Genomic DNA, 24385 nt, shown 5'->3' with positions numbered 1-24385 from the left:
GATCGCGCGCAGCAACGGCGCGCCCCAGGTCCGCGCGAGGCCCGCGCCGGGCGGCTCGTTCGCGTCGCCGCCATGCGCGAGCAGCAGTTCGAGCGCCGCCGCGTCGCGCATGTCGAACGCGCGCCGCAACGCATTCGTGCCGCCCACTTGCGCGCCGTGCTCGAGCAGCACGCGCGTGCAGGCCGGATTCTCCAGCGAGTGATACAGCGATTCGCCGTCGTTCGGGTCGGCGCCGGCTTCCAGCAACATCGCCGTGAGCGCCGGATCGCGATTGACGCCCGCGGCGCCGTACAGCGCCGACAGTGGCGCCGACTCGTCGGGCTCGGCAAGCGAAGCCGGCGGAAACCGGTTGCCGATCCGCTGGTTCGGATCCGCGCCTGCATCGAGCAGATGACGCGCGCAGTCGCGCAGCCTGATGGCGAACGCCGGAATCCGCCCGAGCCGCGAATGCGTGACGGCGACCAGCGGCGGCAGCTTGAACGCACCGCCGGCGCGCGCGATCCAGCCGGGATCGGCGGCCAGCGCAGCCTTCACCGCGTCGAGATCGCCCGCCGCGCATGCGATGGCCGGATCGGCCGACACGAGATCGGGATGGTCGAGCAACAATTGCGCGGCGACACGCGGCCGGGGCGCATCGACGCCGCCGGTCACCTCACCGCCGTAGGCGAGGTGGAGCCAGCGCCGGATCAGCGCCGACCGCGGTTGCCGCGCGAGCGCGCGCATTTCGACGAACGCGCCGAGATCGGCCCACGACGCGAAGCCGTACTCGCGCGCGATGCAGGACTGCGCGTCGTGCAGGCGGAGCCCGAGCGCGCGTGTTTCGTCGTGCGTGCGGTTCGCGGCGGCGGGGAGCGACCGGACAAAGCGCGCGACGGCACCGGCGTCGCCTTGCCGGTACAGGCGCAACAATGCCTTGGCCTGCTTTTTCAGATGATCGGGATGAGCGTTGGGAGGCAGCGTGTTCATGCGGATCCTCGTGCATGGATGGCCGAAGGTCCGCAATACCGCCAGCACAAAGGATGGGGAAACCTCGAGTGGATGCGACACAGGTGGGTTCAACCCTTTCCGCGGACCCGGAAGCGACCTGCATCGCTGCCCGGTATCGTAGGCGACGGCCGGCGACATCGTCAACCTGCCGACGCTGCGCCGCTCAGCCCGCGAGCCGCTTCGTCAGGAAAATGCGCGTGTGCCCGACCGGATAGTCCGGCAGCTCGCCGAAGCGGACATAGCCGCGCTTTTCGTAGAACGGTCGCGCCTGGAAATCGAACGTGTCGAGCCACGCGCTGTGGCAGCCGCGCGCGAGCGCCTCCGCTTCGGCCAGATCCATGATGCGCGTGCCGGCGCCCTGGCCGCGCGCGGCCTCGGGCACCACGAGCAGGTCGACGTGCAGCCAGCCGAACGCCGTGCCGCCCCACAGGCCGCCGACCACCGCGCCGGCGGCGTCGGTCACGACCACGGCCAGCGGCCGGAACTCGGCCGGGCCGGCCTGGCTTTCGTTGAACCGGACGAGCGGCGCGACGATCTGCTTGCGTACGTCCGCGTCGCCCGCGTCGGTCACTTCGTAGGTGAACGTCATCGGTTGCGTCGGGTTGAATCGTGAACGGGAATTGGCTGGAGCCGAACGCACCGCGCGCGTCAGACCACGTAGGCGCCCTTCGCGTGCAGCGCCGCTTCGGTGCGCTCGAGCGCCGCGATCGCATCGCTGCCTTCGAGCGCGAGCAACTGCGCGACCAGCGCCTCGGCCATCGCATGCGCGGCCACCAGCGACGGGAAGAACGACGGGCTGTCGTGCGTGAAGATCAGTTGCGCGTCCGCGTGCAGCGCGATCGGCGCCACCGCGCTGTCGGTGATCGCGACGATCTTGCTGCCCTGCTCCTTCGCGGCCTGCGCGACGCGTGTTGCTTCCGCCGAGTACGGCGCGAAACTGACGACCACGGTCACGCTCTGCTTCGCGATCGTCCGCAGCTCCATTTCGAGCGAACCGGCGACGCCGTTGAGCAGCGACACGGTCGGGCGGAACAGCCGGTAGCCGTACACGAACCCGAACGCGACCGGATAACACGAGCGGAACCCCGCCACGTGAACATGCGATGCCTTGCGGATCAGCCTGGCCGCGTCCGCGAGCGCGTGCTCGTTCTGCGCGGCGGTGGCCGACAGGTTGTGCTGCTGCGCGGCGAGCAGGTCATGCGCGAGCGACGCCTTCGCGTCGGGCCGCACCAGCGAGCGCGCGCGCTGCGTGAGCGGCTCGGGCCGCGCGCGCACGCGCGCGACGCACAGATCGCGCAACTCGTTCCAGCCGGGAAAACCGAATTGTTGCGCGAGCCGCACGAGCGACGCAGGCTGCACCTGCGCGCGCTGCGCGACCTTGCGCATCGACGACGTGGCGACTTCGTCGGGATGGTCGAGCAGGAAGGCGGCGCCCGCCTGGAATTGCGGGCTCAGCTCGGAAAATTGCGCCCGGATCCGGGACGCGAGTTCGTCGAAATTGGCAGCCATCGTGATGGGAACGGGAACCGGTCGCTCATGGTATCACCGGCCCCGCGCGCACCGGTCAGCGCAGCACTTCGACGTGATCGGCGTCGACCTTCACGCTGCCCGACCATTTGCGCTCGAATTCGCCGGTCACCTTCACTTCGTTCTTGTCGCTGACCGGCTGGCCGGCCGCCCACAGCTTGTGGTCGATCTCGACGCGGATCGTGCCGGTGGCGTCGGCGAACTCGTAGTCCTCGCCGCCGACGCGCTTGACGATGCGCCCTTGCAACTGCACGTGCTGATCGTCCTTGCCGTTGGCGAGCAGTTCCTTCACGGTCGTCGTGGTCAGCGCGGATGGCCCCGTGTATTGCGCATAGACGGCGGCGGGCAGCGTGGCGAGTGCAACCGCCAGGATTCTGGCCAGGTGTTTCATGATGTCGGTCCTCTTCTTGGATGTGACGCCGCGCTCCGTTGAACGCGACGGCACCAGATTACGGACCGTAAGATTAAGCAAACCTGAAGGGCGCGCCGAGGCGACACGGTGCCGCATTGGACAGGTACGAAATGGCGGCGGCGCCCTCCGCATTTAAGCTTGACCTAAGACGCGCGCGCTTATCATGGGAATCCCGGGCGTTGCCGCGCCCTGCTGAAGAGACACGAATCCATGCGCGTACTGCTCGTCGAGGACGATCCGCTGATCGGCAGCGGGCTCGAACAGGGCCTCAAACAGGAAGGCTTCGCGGTTGACTGGGTGAAGGACGGCGATGCCGCGTCGCTCGCGCTGCGTTCGACCGGCTACGGCCTGCTGCTGCTCGATCTCGGGCTGCCGAACCGCGACGGCCTGTCGGTGCTCGCCGCGCTGCGCCGCCGCGACGAAAACCTGCCCGCGATCATCATCACCGCGCGCGACGGCGTGCCCGACCGCATCGCGGGCCTCGACAGCGGCGCGGACGACTATCTCGTCAAGCCGTTCGAACTCGACGAACTGCTCGCCCGCATCCGCGCGGTCAACCGCCGCCACGCGGGCCGCGCGCAGACGACACTCGCGATCGGCCCGCTGCGGCTCGATCCCGTCAAGCACCTCGTCTGGCTGGACAATGAGGAAGTGCCGCTGTCGCCGAAGGAGTTCGTGCTGCTGCACGAGCTGATGCGCGAACCGGGCGCGGTGATTTCGCGCGAGCAGTTCGAGGAGCGGCTGTACAGCTGGGGCGAGGAAATCGAGAGCAACGCGGTACAGGTGCATATCCACAACCTGCGCAAGAAGCTCGGCCACGACATGATCCGCACGGTGCGCGGCGTCGGCTACCGGATCGGTGACGGCACATGACGCACGTGCAACGCGCGATCGCACGCTGGCGCAACGCGTCGCTGCGGCGACGCCTGCTGACCTGGCTGCTGCCGGCCGCGTGCGTGATCGGCCTGGTCGCGAGCGCGGGCACCTACTGGGGTGCGTTGCGCGAGCTCGACGACCTGCTCGACGACCAGATGCGCAGCATGTCGAAGCAAATCGTCGTCGGCCCGAACGGCGAGCTGTCGTTCAGCGACCGTGCAAACGGCAAGCACGGTTTCGAGGCGAGCGACCCCGATGCGGTGCTGCTGCAGGTGTGGCGCAACGGCACGCTGGTGTATTCGACCGACCGCGATTCGAAGTTGCCGGCACCCGCGCAGAAGGGTATCGCGAGCGTCGACGTCGGCGGCCAGTCGTGGCGCACCTACGTGACCGAACGCGGCGGCACGACGATCCGGCTCGCGCAGGCGCGGCATGCCCGCTGGGAAGCGATCGCCGGGATCGCCGTGCATCTGCTGTGGCCGGTGTTCTCGATGCTGCCGCTGCTCGCGATCGGCCTGTGGTTCGGCATCGGCGCCGGGTTGCGGCCGCTGCGCACGATCGCATCGGGCCTGAAACGCAGGAATGCGAACAACCTCGAGCCGGTCGACGTCGCGTCGATGCCGAACGAGGTCCGCCCGCTCGCCGAAGCGATCAACGACCTGCTTGCGCGGCTCGACCGGTCGTTCACGCTGCAGCGGCATTTCATCGCCGATGCAGCGCACGAGTTGCGCACGCCGATCATGGGGCTGTCGATCCAGTCGCAGTTGCTGCGGCGCGCGGCGACCGCCGAGGAGCGCGAGCACATTCTCGCGCAGATCCAGGCGGGCACGACGCGCCTCGGCCACCTCGCCGAGCAGCTGCTGACGCTCGCGCGCCTCGAACCCGATGCGCAGGCGGCCGCCTCGACGTCGGAGCCCGTCGATCTCGCCGCGCTGTGCCGGTCGGTGGTGTCGGACCGCGCGCGCGTCGCCGACGCGCACCGGATCGATCTCGGCGCGATCGTCGCCGCGCCCGTGATGGCCGCGGGCAATGCCGACACGCTGCGCGTGCTGCTCAACAACCTCGTCGACAACGCGATCCGCTATGCGGGCGCAGGCGCGCGCGTCGACGTGTCCGCGCGCGTCGACGGCACGACGCCCGTGCTCGAAGTCGCCGACGACGGCCCCGGTATTCCGGAAGCCGAACGCACGGACGTGTGGGAACGCTTCTATCGCGGCGAAGGCGCGCAGGCCGTCACGTCGTCGGGCAGCGGGCTCGGGCTGTCGATCGTCAAGCGAATCGCCGAACAGCATCGCGCGACGGTCGCGCTCGGCACCACGCAGGGCGGGCACGGGCTGACCGTCACGGTGCGGTTTCCCGCACCGGTCTGATGCGCACGTGACCGGAAGCTTGTCCACAGATTATGTTGGCAAGCTTGTGGACAACCTTCCATTAACGACACCAAGCCCTTGATCGGAAAGGATTTGTCGGGCATGCGCGGCAAATGCGCCAGCCCGGGGCAGCCGCGCGCCCGTCGATCGTCGTGGACGATTCGTTTGATCCGCACACCCAATTTGACAACCAGTTGTCTATTTTGTAAAGTGGTTGTCAATTCATGATGCGAGCGGGAAATGACGAAATCCGAGAAATTGACCACCGTCGCGCTGTCCGTATTCCGCTTGAACGGGCTGCTGATCGAATGGGGCAACACCTTTTCCGGCCCGCACGGCCTGACCAGTGCGCGCTGGCAGGTGCTGGGCGCGATCTCGATGGCGCCGGACGCGCCGACCATCCCGCAGATTGCCGATGCAATGGGCATCACGCGGCAAGCCGTGCTGAAACAGGTCAACGTGCTGACCGAAGAAGGGCTCGCCCTGTCATTGCCCAACCCGGCGCACAAGCGCTCCCCTCTGTATGCGCTGACGCCGCGCGGCGAAGCGGCCTATCGGGCCGTGGCCGAGCAGTGGCAGCAGCATGTCCGCGACATCGCCGGCGACTTCAGTGCGGCCGACCTCGATGCCGCCATTCGCGTGCTGTCGGCGATGTCCCGGGCGCACGGCCAGGACGGCCACGCGTAACCCCGCCAGCCCGCCACCTCACCAGGAATTCCCATGCCCCACTTCAAGCCGATGGATCCGGCCTTTCCGATCCAGCAACAGATCGCGATCGACGCGGAGCCGGTCGTTCTCGTCAACGTGTTCACCCTGGCACCCGCCGACGAAGCGGACTTTCTCGCCGCCTGGAAGGACGACGCGGCATTCATGAAGCAGCAGCCGGGGTTCATCTCGACCCAGTTGCATCGCGCACTCGGTGACAGTCCGACCTACCTGAACTACGCGATCTGGGCATCGACCGCTACGTTTCGCGCGGCCTTCACGCATCCGGCGTTCGTCGCCAAGCTGTCGGCCTATCCGTCGTCCGCCGTCGCCAGCCCGCACCTGTTCCAGAAAGTCGGTGTCGCCGGTATCTGCACCGCGTAAGTGCGCGTGCGTCACGTGGCAACGCGTGGCATCCGCCGGTATCGCACCGGCCGATCGCGAACGCGGACTTCTCCACAGAAAATGTTGGCAAGCTTGTGGATATCCTGCGCACCGCGACGCTAAACCCTTGATCCGATGGACTTTGGCACGCGTGATGCAGACGAGGGCCGGGCGATGGCCGTCGCGCTCGCCGCTTCGCCCCAGTTCGCATCACGACGCCACGACGATGCACGCAACGACCGCCGCATGCACGCCGGCCGGCTGCCGTGCCGGCCACTTACCCACAGATTGTGTTGGCAAGCTTGTGGATATCCTGAGCACGCATGCGCTAACCCGTTGATCGGCCTGAGGTTCGTGCGCGGGGTCACCGTTGCGGCAACGCGTGGCGCAAGCGTGCACGAACGATCCGGCACGACGGCGACGCTCAACCCGCGCCTTGACGCCCGCGCAGGTCACGCATCAAGATCATGCGAGCCGCACCACGACGCATCACCATCACTCCGAGGAAGACCATGGAACACTTCACCGCGTGGCAGTTGCTCGTGTCGCTCGTGCTCGTCGCCATCGTCGTCTATCCGTACGTCCGCATCGTCCGGCGCACCGGACATTCGGGCTGGTGGATCCTGACGATGTTCGTCCCGGTCCTGAACTTCATCATGTTGTGGGTATTCGCGTTCGCGCGCTGGCCCGCGGTCGACGATCGGCAGCGCTGACTATCGCGGCGACGGCCCGCGAGCTTGTCCACAGATTGTGTTGGCAAGCATGTGGATAGCCTGCGCATACCGCGACCAAGCGCTTGATCCGAAAGACTTTGTCCGCGCCGCCTCAAACGCGGCACGCAGCCGGCATATCGCCGGTTGCGTGCCCTCGCGCGGCGTGACGCGTCGCCCCTGGCGCCGGCCGGCGCGCTTGTCCACAGTTTTTGTTGGCAAGCGTGTGGACAGCCTGCGCATACCGCAGCCAAGCGCTTGATCCGAAAGACTTTGTCCGCGCCGCCTCAAACAGGGCACGGCCGCGCACGCCGCGCCGAACGCGGCCGCACGCGGGCTTGTCCACAGTTTTTGTTGGCAAGCATGTGGATATCCTGAGCATGCGCGACCTAAGTCGTTGATCGCACAACGTTTGGTCGCGCGGGTCACGACTGCGGCACGGCGTGCATGCGGATCGCGTCACGCTCGCCGCGCCGCCCGACTCAACCGAACGTCCGCGCCACGATTTGCGCGACCGACGCGATCACGCCGTCCTTCGCCCGCGCATCGGCTTGCGCCTGCGTGTAGTACACGACCAGCACGATGGGCGCGCCCGACGCCGGCCAGATGACGCCGGCATCGTTCGTCGTCCCGTAGTCGCCGGTGCCCGTCTTGTCGCCGACCGTCCACCCTGCCGGCACGCCTGCGCGGATCCGCTTGTCGCCGACCTTGTTGCCGCGCAGCCACGCGACAAGCTGCGCACGCTGCGCGGCCGGCAGCGCGTCGCCGAGCGTGAGCACGCGCATGCTCGCCGCCATCGCGGCGGGCGTCGTCGTGTCGCGCGGGTCGCCCGGCAGCGCGGTATTCAGTTCGGTCTCCCATCGATCGAGCCGGAACGTGTCGTCGCCGATCGAGCGCGCGAACGCGGTCACGGCGGACGGGCCGCCGATCAGCTTCATCAGCAGGTTCGCGGCCGAGTTGTCGCTGTACTGGATCGCGGCCTCGCACAGCGCGGCAACCGTCATGCCCGAACCGACATGCTTCCCGGACACCGGCGAATAGTTGACGAGATCGGCCTTCGTGTACGTCACGCGCTGCTGCAGCCAACCCGGGCGATCGACGCTCTGCGCGAGCACCGCCGCGCTCAGCATCGCCTTGAACGTGCTGCAGAACGGGAAACGCTCGTCCGGGCGATGCGCGATGACCCGGCCGCTCGCGGTGTCGATCGCGCACACGCCGAGACGGCCGCCTGCGTCGCGCTCGAGATCGGCCAGCGCCGCCGCGGCCACCGCTGCCGGATCGGCCGCGTCCGCCTTCGCGGCCTGCCGCGACGCGCACGCGGTGACGGTGAGGACGAGCGGCGCCGTCGCGGCGGCCAGCAACAGGGTTCGACGTTTCGATGAGTAGGTCATGTCGGTTGTCTCGGAGTGGAATGGCGGCGAATCGAGGTTGAAACGGCGGCGCCGAGACAGCACTATCGAGACTTTACGGTTAGCCGACAAGCAACGATAATTGAGCGCTGACAAAAGAAATTCTTATGACTAAGCTCCGCCCTCATCTTCCGCTCAATGCGTTGCGCGCGTTCGAATCGTCGGCGCGCCACCTGAACTTCACGCGCGCCGGCCTCGAGCTGAGCGTGACCCAGGCCGCGGTCAGCCAGCAGGTGCGCTCGCTCGAGGAGCGGCTCGGCTGCACGCTGTTCACGCGGCTGCCGCGGGGCCTCGGGCTCACCGACGAAGGGCGGGCGTTGCTGCCCGTGCTGAGCGATGCGTTCAGCCGCATCGAGACGGTGCTCAAGCAGTTCGACGGCGGGCGCTTCCGCGAGGTACTGACACTCGGCGTCGTCGGCACCTTTGCCCTAGGCTGGCTAATGCCGCGACTGAAGCAGTTCGGCGACACGCATCCGTTCGTCGAACTGCGGCTGCGCACCAACAACAACGTCGTCGATCTCGCCGCCGAGGGCCTCGATTTCGCGATCCGCTTCGGCGAAGGCAACTGGCCGGCGACGCGCAACGAACGGCTGCTCGATGCACCGCTCACCGCGTTGTGCGCGCCGGAGATCGCGCGGCGCCTCGCGCGGCCGGCCGATCTCGCGAACGAAACGCTGCTGCGCTCGTACCGCACCGACGAATGGCACGGCTGGTTCGACGCCGCGCAGCTCGAGCCGTGGACGGTCAACGGGCCCGTGTTCGATTCGTCGCGGCTGATGGTCGAGGCCGCGATGCAGGGTGCGGGCATCGCACTCGCGCCGGCCTGCATGTTTGCACGCGAACTGCAGCTCGGCCTGCTCGCGCGACCGCTCGACATCGACGTGTGCGCGGGCGGTTACTGGCTCACGTCGCTGAAATCGAAACCGCTGACGCCCGCGATGACGCTCTTTCGCGACTGGATCGTGGCCGAGGCGGCCGACACGACACCGGACGCGTAACGCAACCGCCCTTGTCCACAGAAAGTGTTGGCAAGGATGTGGATATCCTGGGCACCCGGGACCTAAGCCCTTGATCGCGCACGAATTTGCGTTCCGACCCACACATCGGGCAGCCTTTGTGCACGCGCCTCGCGCGCATGCCGCATTCGGGCCCGATACTCAACCCATGCGACGCAATCGATGGCAAGTTGTCCACAGAATTTGTTGGCAAGCCTGTGGATATCCGCCGGATCCGGCGCGTAACATCTTGATACACAAGGGGATTCGATATCAGGACCTTGACCGGTCAATGGTGTGGCACCGCACCATCATTCGAACGGCCTCCCGGGCACACATCGGGAGCGCAGCGCACGTGCGGCCGAAGGCCGGCCGGTTCTCCACAGATTGTGTTGGCAAGCTTGTGGATATCCTGCGCACCGGGCGCCTAACTCATTGAGTGCACGGGGTTTTGTGCTTCATCCGCAGAATCGGGCAGCGCCGGCGCGGCCCGTGCGGCTCGCGTCGGCGCACGCCGTGGATCAATGCCGGTCGAGCCCGCCGCGCAATTCGCTGGCCTTGTCGCGCAACGCTTCGTAACCCGAACGCGCATGCTCGGGCAGGTCGGGATCGCCGATCAGCGCGCCGAGCGTTTCGATCAGGCTGAACAGGATGCCCTTCGCCGCGCCGACCGCGATGCTCTGCGATTCGATCGACTTGTGCAGGTGGTCGACCGCCGCCTCCAGGTTTTCGAGCTTGTGCTCGCCGTCGTCGGGCCGGTTGTCGGTCGTCATCGTCTACCTCCTCCATCGTTCAAGGGTCATGTCACGATTCTATGCCGCTGCGCACGAACGTGGCGCGACATCGCGCAACGTTCGTGCAGCACGGCGCTACAGCACCGCGACCACCTTCACCCGCCCCGGCTGCTCCGCCGCCGCGACGACCTGGCCGTCGACACGGCGGAACGTCAACGACACGGTTTCGTCGCCGACGCGCAGTGCGTCGATCCGCAGCCAGTCGACGCCCTCCGGCAGCGCCGGACGCTCGACGCGCACCTCGTGGCGCGTCGCGTCGATGCTCACACCGAGGCATGCCTGCAGCATCATGAATGGCGCACCGGCCGCCCAGGCCTGCGGCAGGCAGGCCACCGGATACGCGGTCGGCGGTTCGCCGCGCCGGCGCGGGAACCCGCAGAACAGCTCCGGCAAGCGCATCTCGAAGCTCACCGCCGCCTCGAACAGCGCGCGCAACAGGTTCACCGCGGCCGTCTTGTCGCCGTAGCGCGCCAGGCCGCGCGCGATGAGCGCATTGTCGTGCGGCCATACCGACCCGTTGTGATAGGCCATCGGGTTGAAACGCGGCTGCCCGGCCGCGAGCGTGCGGATGCCCCACCCCGTCTGGAACAGCGTCGAGCCGAGCACGCCGGCCATCGCCGCGCCGCGCTCGGCATCGGGCAGCCCGAACGCGAGCAGGTGCCCCGCGTTCGACGCGAACACGCGGCACAGGTCGCCATGGCCGTCGAGCGCGATCCCGTAGAAATGGCCCTCGGGCATCCAGAACAACGCGTCGACCTGGTCGCGCAGCGCCTTCGCGCGCAACGCGTAGCGCGTCGCGTCGGCCGCGTGGCCGCGCCGGTGCGAGCACGCCGACATCGCATCGAGCGCCGCGCACGCATAGGCCTGCACTTCGACGAGCGCGATCGGCCCGTCGGGAAAACGGCCGTCCGCATGGAACACCGAATCGTGGCTGTCCTTCCAGCCCTGGTTCGCGAGGCCGCGCTCCGACGTGCGCTGGTAATCGAGCAGTCCGTAGGGATTGCGGTCGCACTTGTCGATCACCCATTGCGCGGCGCGCTCGAGCGCGGGCCACAGCTCGTCGATCAGCGCATCGTCGCCGGTGCGTTCGACATAGGCGCCGGCCAGCACGATGAACAGCGGCGTCGTGTCGACACCGCCGTAGTACAGCGCGAACGGCACTTCGCCCGTCGCGGCCATCTCGCTGCGGCGGAACTCGTGCATGATCTTGCCAGGCTCCGCGTCGCGGAAGGCGGAGGTTTCACGCGCCTGGTGCTCGGCAAGAAAACGCAGCACGCCGCGCGCGAGCGACGGCTGCAGCCACAGCATCTGCAACGACGTGATCACCGCGTCGCGGCCGAACGGCGTCGAGAACCACGGAATGCCCGCATACGGGTAGGGCCCCGTATCGAGCTGCGTCGTCAGCAGCCCGAGATCCGCGAGCGAACGATCGAGCCACGCGTCGAACAGCGGATTGCCGGTGTTCACGCGCGCCATCGACTCGCGCCGCGCACGCATCTCGCGATGCACGCCGACGAGCGCGGTGCGCAGCGCGACGCGGCCGCACCCGGGCCCTTCGCCGTGCGCCGGGCCGAGCGTCGCATCGACGGTCAGGTAGATCGACACGCAGGCCTGCGCGGCGATCGTCAGCGTGTAGTCGGCACGATCGACCGACAGCGCGTCGGGCGCCGGCGAGAAATGCACGGTCACGTTGCGCTCGACGCGGTCGAGGCCGTCGTAGCGCAGCCGCACCGCGCCGGCATCGACGCGCGGAGCAACGACCGTGCCGCGCTTCGGGCGCTGCGTGCCGCGCACCTCGAACATGTCCTTGAAATCGGCCGCGAACGACAGCGACAGCGGCACCTCGGCCTCGCTCGCGCCGTAGTTCGTCAGCGTCAGCGCTTCGTAAAGCACGTCGCCCGCGAGCACGCGCATCCGCTCGATATGGATCACGCCCTCGGGCGTCTCGTGGCCGCCGAGCGGCGGCAGCGGGCGGTTCGTCAGGTGCGCGGTGAACGACGCGTTGTCGGCGCTCGTCGCGCCCGACAGCAGCGACGGCGCGCGGCCGCCGAACGTCAGGCGCCACGTCGACAGCACGCGCATGTCGTCGACGAACAGGCCGTCGTCATGCCCGCCGATGTCGCCGAGCGCGTCGCTCACCACGAACGCGTCGCCGGATTTCAGCACGTACTGGTTGTTGCGCGCGAGCGCCTGCGGATCGGCTTCGGGCGCGATGAAGGCGGGGCCCGACGCGGCGGTCGGGGCGACGGGCGCGACTTGCGGCGCCTGCGTCGTCGTGGCTTCGGCGTGATTCGGCATCGATGCTCCTGTGTCGAGGCGCAACGCGCGGCGCGCGTCGCGTGTTTCGCACAGGATAGGCCAGAACGGGGCACGTGCGCAGCGACGAAACGGCCGCGGCGCCCGCGACGTTGCCGTCGTCGCGGGCGCCGCGTGCGGGCACGTCAGTTGCCGGTCAGAACTTCCACAGGATGTTGCCGAGGATCGCGTTGTCGCGCACGCCGCTGCCATACTGGCCGCTGTACGTGAGGCCGAGCGTCAGGCGCTTCGTGATGTTCGCGTCGATGCCGGCTTCGAGCACCGCGCTGTCGCGCGCGATCGGCACGCCCGACACCTGGAACGACGTGCCGCCATTCGCGAACGTGAACGCCGACGACGGCCGCACGTTGCCGAACGCGTGGCGCCAGCCGACCGTCCCGCGCGCGGTGAACGTGCCGCTCCCGATCGCGCCGAGTTGCGACGCCGCGCGCAGGCCGAGCGTCGAGAAGCCGACGTGGGTCGTCTCGCCGCCGGCGCGCAATGCGGACGCGCCCCCGGTTTCCGTATAACCGTCGGTATGCAGGTTCACATACGCGAGGCCCGCGAACGGTTCGATCGCGACGGGCCCGACCGGCAGCGCGTAGCCGACTTCGCCGAACACCTGCGCCGAATTCGCGTTGTAGCCGGCCGAGTCGTGATCCGAGAAACCCGCGAAGCCGGGATAACGGTCGCTGTTGATCCGGTACCACGTGTACGACGCGCCGCCGCGCACGCCGAGCGCGCCGTACTGCGCGCCGCCATACAGCGACAGGTAGTAGCTGTTCACGGCCGCCGACGAGCTCTGGTCGTTGTCGAGCGAGCTGTGCGTGACGCCTGCCGCCAGGCCCGCACGCCACTTGTCGTTGAGTGCCATGTCGGCGCCGGCGATGAAGCCCGTCATGCTGCGGTTGATCGTCGACGCGTTGCCGTCGCCGGTGAGCCGGCTGCGGCCGCCGAATGCCTGCCCCCAGACGACCGGCTGATAAGGCGTGCCGCCGTAGCAGCCCTCGCGCGAACCGATCCGGCGTTCCGGCGGCAGCATCGGGGCGACCGCGCCGGCCGTGTTGTCGCCGCACAGCGCGGCGCCGCCCGACGACAGCGCGGCAAGCGGCCCCGCCCCGGGCGCGAGGCCCTGGCGGACACGATCGGTCACCGCGTCGCGCACATAACGGCTGTCGAGCAGCAGCATGCTCTTCAGGCTCGCCTGCAGTTCGCCGTCGAGCAGCCCGTACGCGCGCCGCGCGGTGGGCGCGTCGGTCGTCAGCACCGCGTCGTACAGCGGGTTGCCGGCCCCGAGCCCGCCGAGCGCGGCCGCGACCGAACGCTGGTTCGGCGTCGTCGCGACGTCGGGCAGCGACGTGCCGTTCTCGACGAGCCGCAGGTACACATGGCCCGGATCGTAGCTGAGCGTCGGCATCAGGAACGCGTAGTTCGCGCTCACCTGGCTGAAGGTGCCCTGCACGCCCGACGCCGCCGTGAGGATCGTGTAGGTCGTGCTCGGCTGGTAGCCGCTCTGGTTCGCGATCACCTGCACGGTGCCGCCGTTCAGCGTCGCCGTGCCGCCCGCCGCGAGGCTGCCGCTTTGCTGCGGCGCCGCCGCGACCTGGAACGTCGAACCCGGCTGGAACGTGACGTTGCCGCCCACGTTCAGCGCCGCGCCCGGCTGCGGGGCGGCCGCCGTCGCGCCGCCCTGCACCACGAGGCCGCCGACCGTGCCGGTGCCCGTCAGCGTCGCGCCGCTCTGCACGGTGACGTTCGACTGGCCGAGCGAACCGTTGACGGCAAGCGTGCCCGCGCTGACCGTGGTCGGGCCGCTCAGCGTGTTCGTGCCCGTCAGCGTCAGTTGCCCGCTGCCGGCCTGCGTCAGCGAACCGGTGCCGGACAGCACGCTCGCGATCGTCACGTTGCCGGATTGATTGACGACCAGCGCCCCGTTGTCGACGACGTTGCCGGCCACGCTGCCCGACGTGCCGCCGTTGCCGAGCTGCAGCGTGCCGCCGGCCGCGATCGTGGTGCCGCCCGTGTACGTGTTGCCGCCGGTCAGCACCTGCGTGCCGCTCGCCACCGTCACGCCGCCCGAGCCGCCGATCGTGCCGCCGAACGTGCTGTTGCCGCTGCCGTTCAACGTCAGCGCGTTGCTGCCGAGATTCACGTTCGTGCCGGCCGCGCCCGACAGCGCGCCGACCGTCTGCGCGCCCGATGCGCCGCTCGCGTCGAACGTCGCACCCGCGCCGGCGAGATTCACCGCGCCCGTCGATGCGAGGCTGCCGCCCGCACCGAGTGCGAGTGTGCTGCCTGCGTTGATCGTCGTGCCACCGGTGTACGTGTTCGCGCCCGTCAGCGTCTGCGTGCCCGCACCGGCCACCGTCACGCCGCCTGCGCCGCCGATGGTCCCGCCGAACGTGCCGCTCGCGCCGCCGTTCAGTGTCAGCGCATTCGTGCCGAGCGTCACGTTCGTGCCGGCCGCGCCGGTCAGCGTGCCGATCGTCTGCGCGCCTGTCGCGCCGCTCGCGTCGAACGTCGCACCCGCGCCGGCGAGATTCACCGCACCGGTCGATGCGAGACTGCCGCCCGCGCCGAGCGCCAGCGTGCTGCCGCCGTTGATCGTCGTGCCGCCCGTGTAGGTGTTGGCGCCCGTCAGCGTCTGTGTGCCGGTGCCGGCGAAGGTCACGCCGCCCGTGCCGCCGATCGCACCGCCGAACGTGTTGTTGCCGCCGCCGTTCAGCGTCAGCGCATTCGCGCCGAGCGTCACGTTCGTGCCGGCCGCGCCGGTCAGCGCGCCAATCGTCTGCGCGCCCGATGCGCCGCTCAGGTTGAACGTTGCACCTGCGCCCGCGAGATTCACCGTGCTGCCCGATGCGAGACTGCCGCCCGCACCCAGCGCCAACGTGCTGCCGCCGTTGATCGTCGTGCCACCCGTGTAGGTGTTCGCGCCCGTCAACGTCTGTGTGCCGGTGCCCGCGAGCGTCAGGCCGCCCGTGCCGCCGATCACGCCGCCGAACGTGCCGTTGCCGCTGCCGTTCAACGTCAGCGCGTTCGCGCCGAGGCTCACGTTCGTGCCGGCCGCGCCGGTCAACGTGCCGATCGTCTGCGCGCCCGACGCGCCGCTCAGGTTGAACGTCGCGCCGGTGCCTGCCAGATTCACCGAGCCGGTCGATGCGAGGCTGCCGCCCGTGCCGAGCGCCAGCGTGCTGCCGCCGTTGATCGTCGTGCCACCGGTGTACGTGTTCGCGCCCGTCAGCGTCTGCGTGCCCGCACCGGCCACCGTCACGCTGCCCGTGCCGCCGATCGCGCCGCCGAACGTGCTGTTGCCGCTGCCGTTCAGCGTCAGCGCGTTCGCGCCGAGGTTCACGTTCGTGCCAGTTGCACCGGCCAGCGAGCCGATCGTCTGCGCGCCCGATGCGCCGCTCAGGTTGAACGTCGCGCCCGTGCCGGCGAGGTTGACCGCGCCGGTCGATGCGAGACTGCCGCCCGCCCCCAGCGCCAGCGTGCTGCCGCCGTCGATCGTCGTGCCACCGGTGTACGTGTTCGCGCCCGTCAGCGTCTGCGTGCCCGTCCCGGCCAGCGTCACGCCGCCCGTGCCGCCGATCGTGCCGCCAAACGTGTTGTTGCCGCTGCCGTTCAGCGTCAGCGCATTCGCGCCGAGCGTCACGTTCGTGCCGGTCGTACCGGTCAGCGCCCCGAGCGTTTGTGCGCCCGTCGCGCCGCTCACGTCGAACGTGGCCCCCGTGCCCGCGAGATTCACCGCACTGCCCGATGCGAGACTGCCGCCCGCCCCCAGCGCCAGCGTGCTGCCGCCGTTGATCGTCGTGCCGCCCGTATACGTGTTCGCCCCCGTCAGCGTCTGCGTACCGGTACCGGCGAACGTCACGCCGCCCGTCCCGCCGATCGTGCCGCCAAACGTGTTGTTGCCGCTGCCGTTCAGCGTCAGCGCATTCGCGCCGAGACTCACGATGGTGCCGGCCACACCGGTGAGCGGACCAACCATCTGCGCGCCCGATGCGCCGCTCAGATTGAACGTCGCACCCGTGCCCGCGAGGTTCACGGCACCCGTTGCCGCGAGACTGCCGCCTGCGCCGAGTGCGAGTGTGCTGCCGCCGTTGATGGTCGTGCCGCCCGTGTACGTGTTCGCGCCCGTCAGCGTCTGTGTGCCGGTGCCCGCGAGCGTCACGCCGCCCGTGCCGCCGATCGCACCGCCGAACGTGCTGTTGCCGCTGCCGTTCAGCGTCAGTGCATTCCCGCCGAGATTCACGTTCGTGCCGGTCGTGCCGGTCAGCGCCCCGAGCGTTTGTGCGCCCGTCGCGCCGCTCACGTCGAACGCGGCCCCCGTGCCCGCGAGATTCACCGTGCTGCCCGCCGCGAGGCTGCCGCCCGCACCGAGTGCGAGCGTGCTGCCGCCGTCGATCGTCGTGCCGCCCGTGTACGTGTTCGCCCCCGTCAGCGTTTGCGTGCCCGAGCCGGCGAAGGTCACGCTGCCGGTGCCGCCGATCGCACCGCCGAACGTGTTGTTGCCGCTGCCGTTCAGCGTCAGCGCATTTCCGCCGAGGCTCACGTTCGTGCCGGCCGCGCCGGTCAGCGCGCCGATCGTCTGCGCGCCCGTCGCACCGCTCACATCGAACGTCGCACCCGGGGCTGCAAGATTCACGCCCCCCGTCGCCGCGAGGCTGCCGCCCGCGCCGAGTGCGAGCGTGCTGCCGCCGCCGATCGTCGTGCCGCCCGTGTAGGTATTCGCACCCGTCAGCGTTTGCGTGCCCGCGCCGGCCAGCGTCAGGCCGCCGGTGCCGCCGATCGCGCCGCCGAACGTGTGGTTGCCCGCCCCGCTCAGCGTCAACCCGTTGCCGCCCAGGTTCACGTTCGTGCCGGCCGCACCGGTCAATGCGCCGATCGTCTGCGCGCCCGTCGCGCCGCCCAGGTTGAACGTCGCGCCCGCGCTGGCCAGATTCACCGAGCCGGTCGACGCCAGGCTGCCGCCCGCCCCGAGTGCGAGTGTGCTGCCGCCGTTGATGGTCGTGCCGCCCGTGTAGGTGTTTGCGCCCGTCAACGTCTGCGTGCCGGTGCCGGACAGCGTCACGCCGCCCGTGCCGCCGATCACGCCGCCGAACGTGCCGCTGGCGGTGCCGCCCAGCGTCAGTGCGTTACCGCCGAGGTTGAGGTGGGTCCCCGCGACGCCCGACAGTGCGCCGAGCGTTTGCGCGCCCGTCGCGGCGCTCAGATCGAGCGTCGCGCCGGCACCCGCGAGGTTCATCGCGCCGGCCGACGCGAGGCTGCCGCCCGCGCCCACCGCCAACGTGCCGGCGTTGATCGTCGTGCCGCCCGTATAGGTGTTCGCGCCGGTCAGGGTCGTCGTCGCCGCACCGTCCTTCACGAGCGCACCCGCGCCGGAAATCGTGCCGCTCAGCCCGAGCGCATTGCTGCCGCCGAGCGTCAGCGTCGCACCCGTGCCGAGATCGATCGTGTTGGCCACCGACAGGTTCGCATTCGTGTCGAGCGTCGCCGCGCCGCCGACGCTCAGCGCGCCCGTGCCGAGCGCCGTGTTGTTGCCGAGCACCAGGCCGCCGCTGTCGAGGTTCGTGCCGCCCGAATAGGTGCTCGCGCCGTTCAGCGTCTGCGTACCGGTGCCGGCGAGCGTCAGGCTGCCGGTGCCGCCGATCGCGCCGCTGAACGTGCCGCTCGCGGTGCCGCCCAGCGTCAGCGCGTTGCCGCCGAGATTGAGGTTCGTTCCCGTGACACCCGACAGCGCGCCGAGCGTCTGCCCGCCCGTCGCGGCGCTCAAGTCCAGCGTCGCGCCGGCATTCGCGAGGTTCATCGCGCCGGTCGATGCGAGACTGCCGCCCGCACCGACCGCCAGCGTGCCGGCATTGATCGTCGTGCCGCCCGTGTACGTGTTCGCGCCGGTCAGCGTCGTGGTCGCCGCGCCGTTCTTCACGAGGCTGCCCGCACCGGAAATCGCGCCGCCCAGCGTGAGGGTGTTGCTGCCGCCCAGCGTGAGTGCCGCGCCCGCGCCGAGGTTGACTGCGTTGCCGACCGACAGGCTCGCGTTCGTGTCGAGCGTCGCCGCACCGCCGACATTCAGCGTGCCGGAGCCGAGCGCCCCGTTGTTGCCGAGGACGAGGCTGCCGCTGTTCAGGTTCGTGCCGCCGGAGTATGCATTCGCGCCGTTCAGCGTCTGCGTGCCGGTGCCCGACAGCGTCAGACTGCCGGTGCCGCCGATCACGCCGCCGAACGTGCCGCTGGCGGTGCCGCCCAGCGTCAGCGCACTGCCGCCGAGACTCACGCTCGTGCCGACGCCGCCCGACAGTGCGCCGATCGACTGTGCACCGCCCGCGCTGATGTCGAGCGTGGCGCCCGGATTGACCAGGTTCACCGCGCCCGTCGACGACAGGCTGCCGCCCGCGCCGATCGCCAGCGTACCGGCGTTGATCGTCGTGCCGCCCGTATAGGTATTCGCGCCGGTCAGGGTCGTCGTCGCCGCACCGTCCTTCACGAGCGCCCCCGTGCCGGAAATCGCGCCGCTCAGCCCGAGCGCATTGCTGCCGCCGAGCGTCAGCGTCGCCCCCGTGCCGAGATCGATCGCGTTGGCCACCGACAGGTTCGCATTCGTGTCGAGCGTCGCCGCGCCGCCGACGCTCAGCGCGCCCGTGCCGAGCGCCGTGTTGTTGCCGAGCACCAGGCCGCCGGCGTTCAGCGTCGTGCCGCCCGTGTAGGTGTTCGCGCCGGAAAGCGTCGTGGTCGCCGCACCGTTCTTCACGAGACCGCCGCCGCCCGAAATCGTGCCGCCCAGACCGAGCGACGTGCTGCCGCCGAGCGTCAGCGTGGTGCCCGTCGCGATGTTGACGCCGTTCGCCAGCGATACGCTGGCGGTCGCATCGAGCGACGACGAGCCGTTCACGTTCACCGCACCGCTGCCGAGCGCCGTATTGCTGCCGACGACAACGTTGCCGCCGTTCAGGTTGGTGCCGCCCGTGTACACGTTCGTGCCCGTCAGCGATTGCGTGCCCGTACCCGACAGCGTCACGCTGCCCGCACCGCCGATCGTGCCGGCATAGGTTGCATTGATGCTGCCGTTGAGCGTCAGCGAATTGCCGCCGAGGTTCACGCTCGTCCCGGCCGCCCCCGCCAGCGCGCCGATCGTCCGCGCGCCCGAGGCGCCGCTCACGTCGAGCGCCGCGCCCGCCCCGGTCAGGCTGACCGTCCCGGTCGACGCCAGGCTGCCGGCGCCGCTCAGCGCAAGCGTGCCGCCGCTGATGGTCGTGTCGCCCGTGTACGTGTTCACGCCGGTCAGCGTCGTGGTCGCCGCGCCGTTCTTCACGAGGCCGCCGTTTCCGTTGATCGCGCCGGCCAGCCCGAGATCGTTGCTGCCGCCGACCGTCAGCGCCGCACCGTTGGCGAGATTCACCGTATTGCCGAGCGTCACGCTCGCGCTCGTGTCGAGCGACGCCGATGCGTTGACGTTCAGCGCGCCCGTGCCGAGCGCCGCGTTGTTGCCGAGCACCAGGCCGCCGGCGTTCAGGTTCGTGCCGCCCGCATAGGTGTTCGCGCCCGACAGCGTCAGCGTGCCGCCATCGTTCTTCGTCAGCGCGCCGGCACCCGACACCGTGCCCGACAGCGCGAGCCCGGTCGCGCCCTGCACCGTCAGCCCGCCCGCACCGAGCGTCACGTTGTTGGAGACGTCGAGCCCCGCCGCACCTGCCTGCAGCGCGCCGCCGGTGGCCGTGACGTTACCGGTGCCGAGCGATCCATTGTTGTTGATGATCGCGACGCCGCCCGCCAGCGTCGCGTCCTGCGCGGTCGACGCGCCGTTGATCGTCCAGTTGCCGTTCTGGACGTTCAGGTGATTGAAGTTGATGTAGTTGTTGGCCGCGATCGTGCCGTTCGCGCTGGTGCCCTGCTGCAGGTTGAGCGTGTTGTTGCCGCCCGCGCCGCCATCGACGACACCCGTCGCCGCGACGCCGATCGTGACCGGGCCGACGGTGATGTTGAACGCGCCGCCGGTGCCGCCCGCCGTGTTGACCGACGAGCCCGTCACGGCATTGAACGTATTGTTGCTGTTCGCGCCCATCGACACGCCGCCGTTGATCGTGCCCGAGTTGGTAAACGTGTTGCCCTGCCCGGGAGTGCCGTTCGTGCCAAGCGACACGCGGCCGTTGATCGTGCCGCTGTTCGACATGTTGACCGTGCCGCCGCCGTACGCGGCGACCACGGGCGCATCCGCGCCGGAGAGGGTCGCGCCGACCAGCGGATTGGACCCGATCGTGCCGGTGTTCGTGATGGTCGACGTCCCGCCCGTGCCGTTCTGGACCGACAGCGCCATGCCCGTCACGCCGCTGATCGCCACGCCGGTCGTGCCGTTCATCGTGCCGTTGTTGGTGACGGTCGTGTTGCTCGCGGACGCATTGCCGACCACCGCGCCGCTCGACAGCACGCCGAGCCCCGAACCGAGCGCGGACGGGTCGATCGTGCCGTTGTTGGTCAGCGTGTTGTTGTTGCCCGTCAGCGACAACGCGGTACCGCCGACGCCGAGCAGCACGCCCACGCTCGCGCCCGGGTTGACCGTCGCGTGCAGGTTGTTCGCGCCGTTCGCATAACTGGGCGCCAGCGGATTCGCGACGCCGGAGCAGGTCACCGTCGTGCCCGCCGTGCTGCAGACCGCATGGGCAGGCACGATACCCGCGCCGGACAATGCCAGGAAAACGCCCGTGGGCAACAGCAGTCTCGGAAACGGCTCACCGGCTTTTTTCGAACGCGCAAGGTTCATGCTTTCCCTCGTTTTTAGCTTTGGTTTTTGATATGGGTATTGCGGTATTTCGGCCGCACCGGACGGCGCGCAGCAGAAAATCACGGACAAAAGCGTCCGCCCCGGCGGTCGCGATGCGACGCCGGTTTATTCATGGCTGATTTTCAATCAGCCCGGATTCGGGATTGCAGACGCAAGACTAGTCGAATGACATGATGGCGGCCCCTGTTTTTCTGCAGCGACTTTCTGGTTTATTTGATTACTACCCTGCTTTTGTCAGACAAGGCTATATCAAACTCAAACCGTTTTCCAGTCGATGTTTACCCATCAGATCAAGGGATAGCGAGCCTGTATTTTTTACCCACCGCAAGATGTCCGGCCACGACGTTACGCATGTTTTTCGTCTTTCCGATTTGATTTTTCGCAAAAATAACGGAATCACCGCATCAGCGAAAACGCTGATGCGCAACTTCGATTCAAGGTATATGAATTCCGCAGCGCAGTATTTTAATTATCGAAATTGTAGAACTGAAAATCAGCGCTTACTTAACAATCAAATAAACCCTGATTTTCAGGCAACCGGCCAAATTGCTTCGATTTTCGCCCCTGCGTTCAAACTGCAATGCGAATCGTTATCGCTTGCCACGCGGCGAATACATCCCGTGCCGGGGGGAGAGAAAAGGACAGGAAAACCGGAAGAAAAAACGGAACCGCGTGCACCCGAAGCGTTCGCCCCGCGGCGCGCGCGTTACGAAAACAGGCTCATCAGATAAAGCATCGGCCGGAACGACCGCGGCTGCGCGTCGGGATTCGCCCACAACCGCACCGCATACATCGCGTAAGCCGGCACCTCGCGCCAGCTCGAATAGACATCGCGCCACTGGAAGCGATGCGGATACGCGGCGGAGATGTTCGCGCGCGCGATGCCGACGCGCTCGAACGCGAGCCTCGCCCGCGCGAGGTGATAGTACTGGCTGACGATCAGCACGCGCGACACGTGGTGCGCCTGCATGTAAGCGAGCGTGTGTTGCGCGGTCGCGAGCGTGTTGTCGCCCTGGTCGTCGACGGCGATCCGGTCGGCCGGCACGCCGCGCGCGACGAGATAGTCGCGCATGGCCGTCGCCTCGTTCAGCCCGGGACCGTCGATCGCGCCGCTGACCAGGAACGCCGGACACTGCCCCGCGCGGTAACAGCGCACGCCGACATCGAGCCGGGCCGCGAGCACGGGCTTCGGCGCGCCCGTCTCGTCGAGTGCGTTGCCGAAGATCACGGCGACATCGGCCGGTTCGCCCGGCATGCGCATCCCGTACGCGACGATCGCAACGGCCGCCGCGCTCCAGAGGCACGCAAACACGGCAAGCAGGCGGCCCGCTCGGGCCGCAAGGCTCCGTCTGGTTCGATATTTCAAGGTGGTCGGTCTCTCGGGTCGTCAGGTGTATCGGCCGTTTCGGACGGCCCGGCCCTGGATGGGCGCAACGCGCCGGCACGACACGCTCGCGCATGGCCGCACGGCGAACCGATGCCGGACGATCAGCGGCCGGTCGGCACGATGACCGGCGATACGCGCCGGCAACAGGGAGATCGAAAGAATGTGACGGTCCGCACCGCGCAACGATGCCCGGGCGCCCCTGGCCCGGCTCAATCGACCGGACACATCGACAGCCGCCCCATCGCCTCGCCGGCGCCGCGCACCGCGCAGGTGGCCGGTTCGTCGGCAATCCGCGCGACCAGCCCCGTCTCGTCGTACAGCAGGCGTTCGAGGTCGGCGAGCAACGCGCCGCCGCCCGTCAGCACCACGCCGCGATGGGCAATGTCGGTCACGAGTTCGGCCGGCGCGTTTTCCAGCACCGACTTCACCGCGCCGATCACCTGCTTGAGCGGCGCGGCCAGCGCGTCCGCGACGTCATGGTTGGACAGCTCGACCGAGCGCGGCAAGCCGTCGCCGATGCCGCGCCCGACCGCGCGCGTCGACGTGCGCGGCACCGCGCTGGTGGCCGAGCCGATCGTCTTCTTCACGTGCTCGGCCGTCTGCTCGCCGAGCAGCACGCCATACAGGTTACGGACATGATTGACGATCGCCGCGTCGAACTGGCTGCCGCCCACGCGGATCGCCTCGCGGTAGACGATGCCGCCGAGCGCGATCACCGCGACTTCGGTCGTCCCGCCGCCGATGTCGATGACCATCGAGCCGACCGGCTCGGTGACCGGCAGGCCGGCGCCGAGCCCGGCCGCGAGCGACTCCTCGATCAGTTCGACGTCCGATACGCCGGCCGCGAACGCGGCTTCGCGGATCGCGCGGCGCTCGACGGCCGTCGCGTCGGACGGCACGCACAGCGTGACCTCGACACGGCGGCCGAAGCGCGACCGGGTGCGCGACATGTCGATGAAGCTGCGGATCATCTGTTCGGCCGCGTGCGCGTCGGCGATCACGCCATGGCGCATCGGCCGCACGGCTTCGAGATGCCCCGGTTCGCGGCCGAGCAGCGCCTTCGCGAGTTCGCCGACGGCCTCGAGCGTCGGCCGCGCGTCGGTCGCGCCGCCCTTGCGGAAGCAGACGACCGACGGCTGGTTCAGCACCACGCCGCGCTCGTGCGTATAAATCCGCGTACTCGCCGTTCCAGGGTCGATCGCAACGGGTTGCGCAAACAACTTTCCGAACAGCGGTGTCGACATATCAAACCTTTGTGAGCGAACGGGCCGGGACAGCCGCGCCGCATTGTCGCGGCGCGTGCGTGCCGCCCCATCACGAGCTTAGCGGCAAATCGTTCCGATACTTTAGGCAATTCCGATGATTTTTTCGCGGCGAATTTGCCGAAAATGACACTTCGCGGGCATCGGACTCCGAAACGGCCGCTCGCGTTGCGCCTGTAAAACACGGTAATCTCTCGGTCTTGCCTGCTCCCGGCAGGCCTCAGACGCCCGATCACGCCAGGTATTTCCACCATGACAGCGACCGTTTCCTCCCGCTGGGCGCGGGTGCGCCCGCTCTGCACGACGCTCGTCGCCTTCTGGTGCTGCACGGTCGCCGCGCAGCCGCTGCCGGCCACCGAACCCGCCGCCGCCCGAACGCGGTCGACAGGCTCGTGAAGAACGTATAGCTCTGCTTGAGCGCACCGCCGCCGATCTGCTGGCCGCTCGACCAGACGTTGCCGACTTCCGCGCTGGCGCCGACCGACAGCGCCTTGAT

At 69.0% G+C, this 24385-nt stretch carries 17 protein-coding genes and 1 pseudogene; 7 read left to right on the top strand and 11 right to left on the bottom strand.

Annotated features, from left to right (window positions below; translation table 11 throughout):
* From G3N62_RS25305 to G3N62_RS25290, 4 genes and pseudogenes are all read right to left on the bottom strand, one after another.
* Positions 1-966: pseudogene (locus G3N62_RS25305) on the bottom strand (hypothetical protein); the annotation flags it as partial.
* Between the two features lie 184 nt (positions 967-1150).
* Positions 1151-1576, bottom strand: coding sequence for a GNAT family N-acetyltransferase (locus G3N62_RS25300; protein WP_069245977.1), 426 nt, complete (start codon positions 1574-1576; stop codon positions 1151-1153).
* Between the two features lie 59 nt (positions 1577-1635).
* Complete coding sequence (locus tag G3N62_RS25295; protein ID WP_034189343.1) at positions 1636-2496, bottom strand: MurR/RpiR family transcriptional regulator; 861 nt, start codon at positions 2494-2496, stop codon at positions 1636-1638.
* A gap of 55 nt (positions 2497-2551) precedes the next feature.
* Positions 2552-2905, bottom strand: a complete 354-nt coding sequence (locus tag G3N62_RS25290) for a NirD/YgiW/YdeI family stress tolerance protein (RefSeq protein WP_124670257.1) — start codon at positions 2903-2905, stop codon at positions 2552-2554.
* 231 nt (positions 2906-3136) lie between these two features.
* Between G3N62_RS25290 and G3N62_RS25285 the strand changes: the two genes are divergently transcribed.
* From G3N62_RS25285 to G3N62_RS25265, 5 genes are all read left to right on the top strand, one after another.
* Entirely contained in the window at positions 3137-3799 is a 663-nt protein-coding gene (locus tag G3N62_RS25285; protein ID WP_124670256.1) for a response regulator, read from the top strand.
* Entirely contained in the window at positions 3796-5172 is a 1377-nt protein-coding gene (locus tag G3N62_RS25280; protein WP_124670255.1) for an ATP-binding protein, read from the top strand. Before G3N62_RS25285 ends, G3N62_RS25280 begins: the two co-directional genes overlap by 4 nt.
* Before the next feature lie 240 nt (positions 5173-5412).
* Positions 5413-5859, top strand: a complete 447-nt coding sequence (locus G3N62_RS25275) for a MarR family winged helix-turn-helix transcriptional regulator (RefSeq protein WP_124607672.1) — start codon at positions 5413-5415, stop codon at positions 5857-5859.
* A 33-nt stretch (positions 5860-5892) separates the two neighbouring features.
* Complete coding sequence (locus tag G3N62_RS25270; protein WP_034189338.1) at positions 5893-6261, top strand: antibiotic biosynthesis monooxygenase family protein; 369 nt, start codon at positions 5893-5895, stop codon at positions 6259-6261.
* Positions 6262-6773: 512 nt separating this feature from the next.
* Entirely contained in the window at positions 6774-6974 is a 201-nt protein-coding gene (locus G3N62_RS25265; RefSeq protein WP_034189337.1) for a membrane protein, read from the top strand.
* A gap of 479 nt (positions 6975-7453) precedes the next feature.
* Here G3N62_RS25265 and blaPEN-bcc read toward each other — a convergent pair whose 3' ends face one another.
* Positions 7454-8362: a PEN family class A beta-lactamase, Bcc-type gene (gene blaPEN-bcc, locus G3N62_RS25260; protein ID WP_049031232.1), complete on the bottom strand. Its 909-nt coding sequence runs from the start codon at positions 8360-8362 to the stop codon at positions 7454-7456.
* Positions 8363-8487: 125 nt separating this feature from the next.
* Here blaPEN-bcc and penR point away from each other — a divergent pair, with 125 nt between their 5' ends.
* Positions 8488-9378 (top strand): beta-lactamase transcriptional regulator PenR, encoded by an 891-nt coding sequence (gene penR / locus G3N62_RS25255; protein ID WP_034189335.1) that lies wholly within the window; start codon positions 8488-8490, stop codon positions 9376-9378.
* A gap of 518 nt (positions 9379-9896) precedes the next feature.
* Here the strand turns inward: penR and G3N62_RS25250 are convergent.
* The 3 genes from G3N62_RS25250 to G3N62_RS25240 all read right to left on the bottom strand — a co-directional run bounded on the left by G3N62_RS25250 (position 9897) and on the right by G3N62_RS25240 (position 21219).
* Positions 9897-10148: a hypothetical protein gene (locus G3N62_RS25250; RefSeq protein WP_006482135.1), complete on the bottom strand. Its 252-nt coding sequence runs from the start codon at positions 10146-10148 to the stop codon at positions 9897-9899.
* Positions 10149-10244: 96 nt separating this feature from the next.
* Entirely contained in the window at positions 10245-12467 is a 2223-nt protein-coding gene (locus G3N62_RS25245) for an amylo-alpha-1,6-glucosidase (RefSeq protein ID WP_124670254.1), read from the bottom strand.
* A 154-nt stretch (positions 12468-12621) separates the two neighbouring features.
* Positions 12622-21219 carry an autotransporter-associated beta strand repeat-containing protein gene (locus G3N62_RS25240; protein WP_206141331.1) on the bottom strand — a complete coding sequence of 2866 codons (8598 nt, stop codon included), beginning with the start codon at positions 21217-21219 and terminating at the stop codon, positions 12622-12624.
* A 191-nt stretch (positions 21220-21410) separates the two neighbouring features.
* Here G3N62_RS25240 and G3N62_RS25235 point away from each other — a divergent pair, with 191 nt between their 5' ends.
* The gene (locus G3N62_RS25235; protein WP_124669674.1) at positions 21411-21971 is read left to right on the top strand and encodes a hypothetical protein; all 561 of its coding nucleotides are present in this window, start codon (positions 21411-21413) and stop codon (positions 21969-21971) included.
* On the opposite strand, the gene G3N62_RS25230 is transcribed toward G3N62_RS25235, so the two are convergent.
* The 3 genes from G3N62_RS25230 to G3N62_RS25220 form a co-directional block, all read right to left on the bottom strand.
* Positions 21947-22606: a YdcF family protein gene (locus G3N62_RS25230; protein WP_049033076.1), complete on the bottom strand. Its 660-nt coding sequence runs from the start codon at positions 22604-22606 to the stop codon at positions 21947-21949. The genes G3N62_RS25235 and G3N62_RS25230 overlap by 25 nt on opposite strands.
* Before the next feature lie 230 nt (positions 22607-22836).
* Positions 22837-23871 (bottom strand): rod shape-determining protein, encoded by a 1035-nt coding sequence (locus G3N62_RS25225; RefSeq protein ID WP_034189331.1) that lies wholly within the window; start codon positions 23869-23871, stop codon positions 22837-22839.
* A gap of 250 nt (positions 23872-24121) precedes the next feature.
* Positions 24122-24385: hypothetical protein (locus G3N62_RS25220; protein ID WP_206141332.1), on the bottom strand; the 264-nt coding region annotated here is incomplete at its 5' end.

Source organism: Burkholderia sp. Tr-20355 (genome assembly GCF_017104685.1).
Classification (GTDB): domain Bacteria; phylum Pseudomonadota; class Gammaproteobacteria; order Burkholderiales; family Burkholderiaceae; genus Burkholderia; species Burkholderia seminalis.
The sequence above is the reverse complement of the archived record's forward strand: the minus strand, read 5'-3'. Positions and strand labels throughout refer to the sequence as shown.